Annotated in this window: 2 protein-coding genes; one reads left to right on the forward strand and one right to left on the reverse strand. The window is 47.3% G+C overall.

Annotation, left to right across the window (positions count from 1 at the left end; all coding sequences use genetic code 11):
- A partial coding sequence (locus OEM52_14920) for a peptidylprolyl isomerase (protein MDK9701426.1) occupies positions 1-1,560 on the forward strand: 1,560 nt, incomplete at its 5' end.
- A 52-nt stretch (positions 1,561-1,612) separates the two neighbouring features.
- Here OEM52_14920 and OEM52_14925 read toward each other — a convergent pair.
- A partial coding sequence (locus tag OEM52_14925) for a right-handed parallel beta-helix repeat-containing protein (GenBank protein ID MDK9701427.1) occupies positions 1,613-2,300 on the reverse strand: 688 nt, incomplete at its 5' end.

The following is a 2,300-nucleotide window of genomic DNA, read 5'->3' on the forward strand; positions in this document are numbered from 1 at the left end:
CTGTTAGAACAAGAACTTGACCGATTGGGCGTATCGATTGGTACCCGGGAAATTGCTTATGAGCTCCGCAACAATCCTCCACAATACGTGCAGCAAGCCGAGGTCTTTCAGAATAACGGTCAGTTCGATGCCGCAAAATACGAGGAGTTTCTCCGCAATCCGCAAGCCACCAACGAAATCATTATGCTGGAAATGGATGTAAAAGCCCGGTTGCGACAACAACGGCTAATCGATCAAATCACTGCTTCAGCGATGGTTTCTCAGAAGGAGTTGTGGGAGGATTGGACCGACAAGAATACCACGTTCAAGTTGAAGTATATCGCATTCCCAACTGAGAATAATCCTGCCGATACCAACAGTGTAACCGAGCAGGAAGTCGAGGCGGAGTACAAAGCCCGGCAAGAGGAATTCAAGATTGCTGAACAGCGCAAAGTGTGGTTTGTTCAATTCTCCGAGCAACCGACTGCATCCGATAGTGCCCATGCAAAAGAACAAGCGTATGAGATTTATCAAAGGGCGAAAAAAGGAGAGGATTTTGCGGAGTTAGCCAAGACTTATTCGGAAGATAACTCGGCACAGAATGGCGGGTCAGTAGGATATTTTGGTCGCGGCCGAATGGTGAAGCCGTTTGAGGAATTGGCTTTTAGCACTCCTATCGATAGCATAGCCCCTCCGGTAATGACTCAATTCGGGTGGCATGTTATTAAGGTTACCGGTAAGAAAGCAGCGACCGCCGCCAAGAAAGCGAAGAAAGGGCAACCGGAAACTCCGGCACAAGACGAACAAGTCGAAGCTTCTCACGTGCTTTTCAAGTTCACCGCTTCTCCGGAAACAAAAGATTTGATTCGGGAAACGGCACGCGAATTTGCGCAGAGTTTACAGACAAAAAAATCCGATGTAAATGTCTTAGCAAAGCAGTACAACGTCAAACTCGATTCGTCAGGATTATTCACGCAACAGACCGGTTCCATTCCGAAAGTGGGTCGATCTATCTTAGCGACGAATTTTGCATTTGAATCTAAGATCGGCGAGGTTTCCTTCCCATACTACATCCGCAACGCCTGGTTTGTCGTCGGAGTTGTTGAAGTAAAAGCAGCCGGAGTACGTCCCCTAACAGAAGTGCGCAAGCAAATCGTCGATCAATTGGTAAAAGAGAAGCGAATTACCAAAGCAGTACAGAAAGCAAACGAAGCGAAGGGTCGTGGTGCTAATCTGGAAACAATCGCTGCTGCTTCTGGTTTGAAGATAGATACAACGGGCACTGTAAAGGCAAGAGACTGGCTACCTAGCGTTGGAAAAGAGCTTGATATGACGGTACCAGCAAAGACTGCTCCGTTGAATACTTTGCTTGGACCGGCACGCGGCACTCGCGGGGCGTACTTGTACACCGTAACTGAACGTACCCCAGCCGATTCAAGCCAGTTTAACAGCCAAACGATGCAGCAGACGAATCAGATCATTCAGAAGCGTCAGCAGCAGTTGTACAACGATTATTTGGCTAAACTGAAGAAGGAAGCGAAGATCGAGGACTTCCGCTATATGATGTATAGCGATTTCTAAATAGCATCTATTGCGATTTGAGAAGAGCGGATTGCAAGCAATCCGCTCTTTGTTAATCTGGCTTTTTGTGGCGAGAGTGTACACCAAAAGCAGGGCCAATACCGTAAGGTTCAGTCAGATTGATATCCCATTTTGTTTTGGCACCAGCAGCTCGATACTCCCAAGTCTCGGGATGGATAGGATAGCCGAGGGAATCGATATCACCAGGATGATCACTAAGATTTCCAGTAACCGAGAAATAGTCGCTCACTTTTACACGTCTATTAGCAAAGATATCGAAATCCAATCCTTGCGTTTCACTGGCAACATTTTGCCAAAACAGGTTATTGTTTAGAAACGTTTTCCCATGCCCCCCTTGCCAATATCCGACACATGGACAAACCCACTCTTTTCGCCATCCGTTTCCAATAATCAGATTGTTGTAGAATTCTGCTTGCGAGCTATCCGACCACTGCGCCACACCGCAGTTACCGTTTCGTAGGATGGCGTTGTTTGCTGCGATGAGCTTGGATTTCCCCGAAGCAATTAGTCCCCATCCCAAGTTGTCGTGAATGGTGCAATTCATCACATCCGCTTGGGCATCGCCAAACGTTCCTATCCCTTTCCAGTAATCGGAAACTGTCGTTCGTATTATTTCTGCCTGTGCGTCCCAAGTAATGCCGATACCTGCACCTCTTCCCTTTTCGATAGTAACATCGACAATTCTTGCTCGTGCACCGCGATACAAAGCAATACCATCC

Source organism: bacterium, from assembly GCA_030247525.1.
GTDB lineage: Bacteria > Electryoneota > JAOADG01 > JAOADG01 > JAOADG01 > JAOTSC01.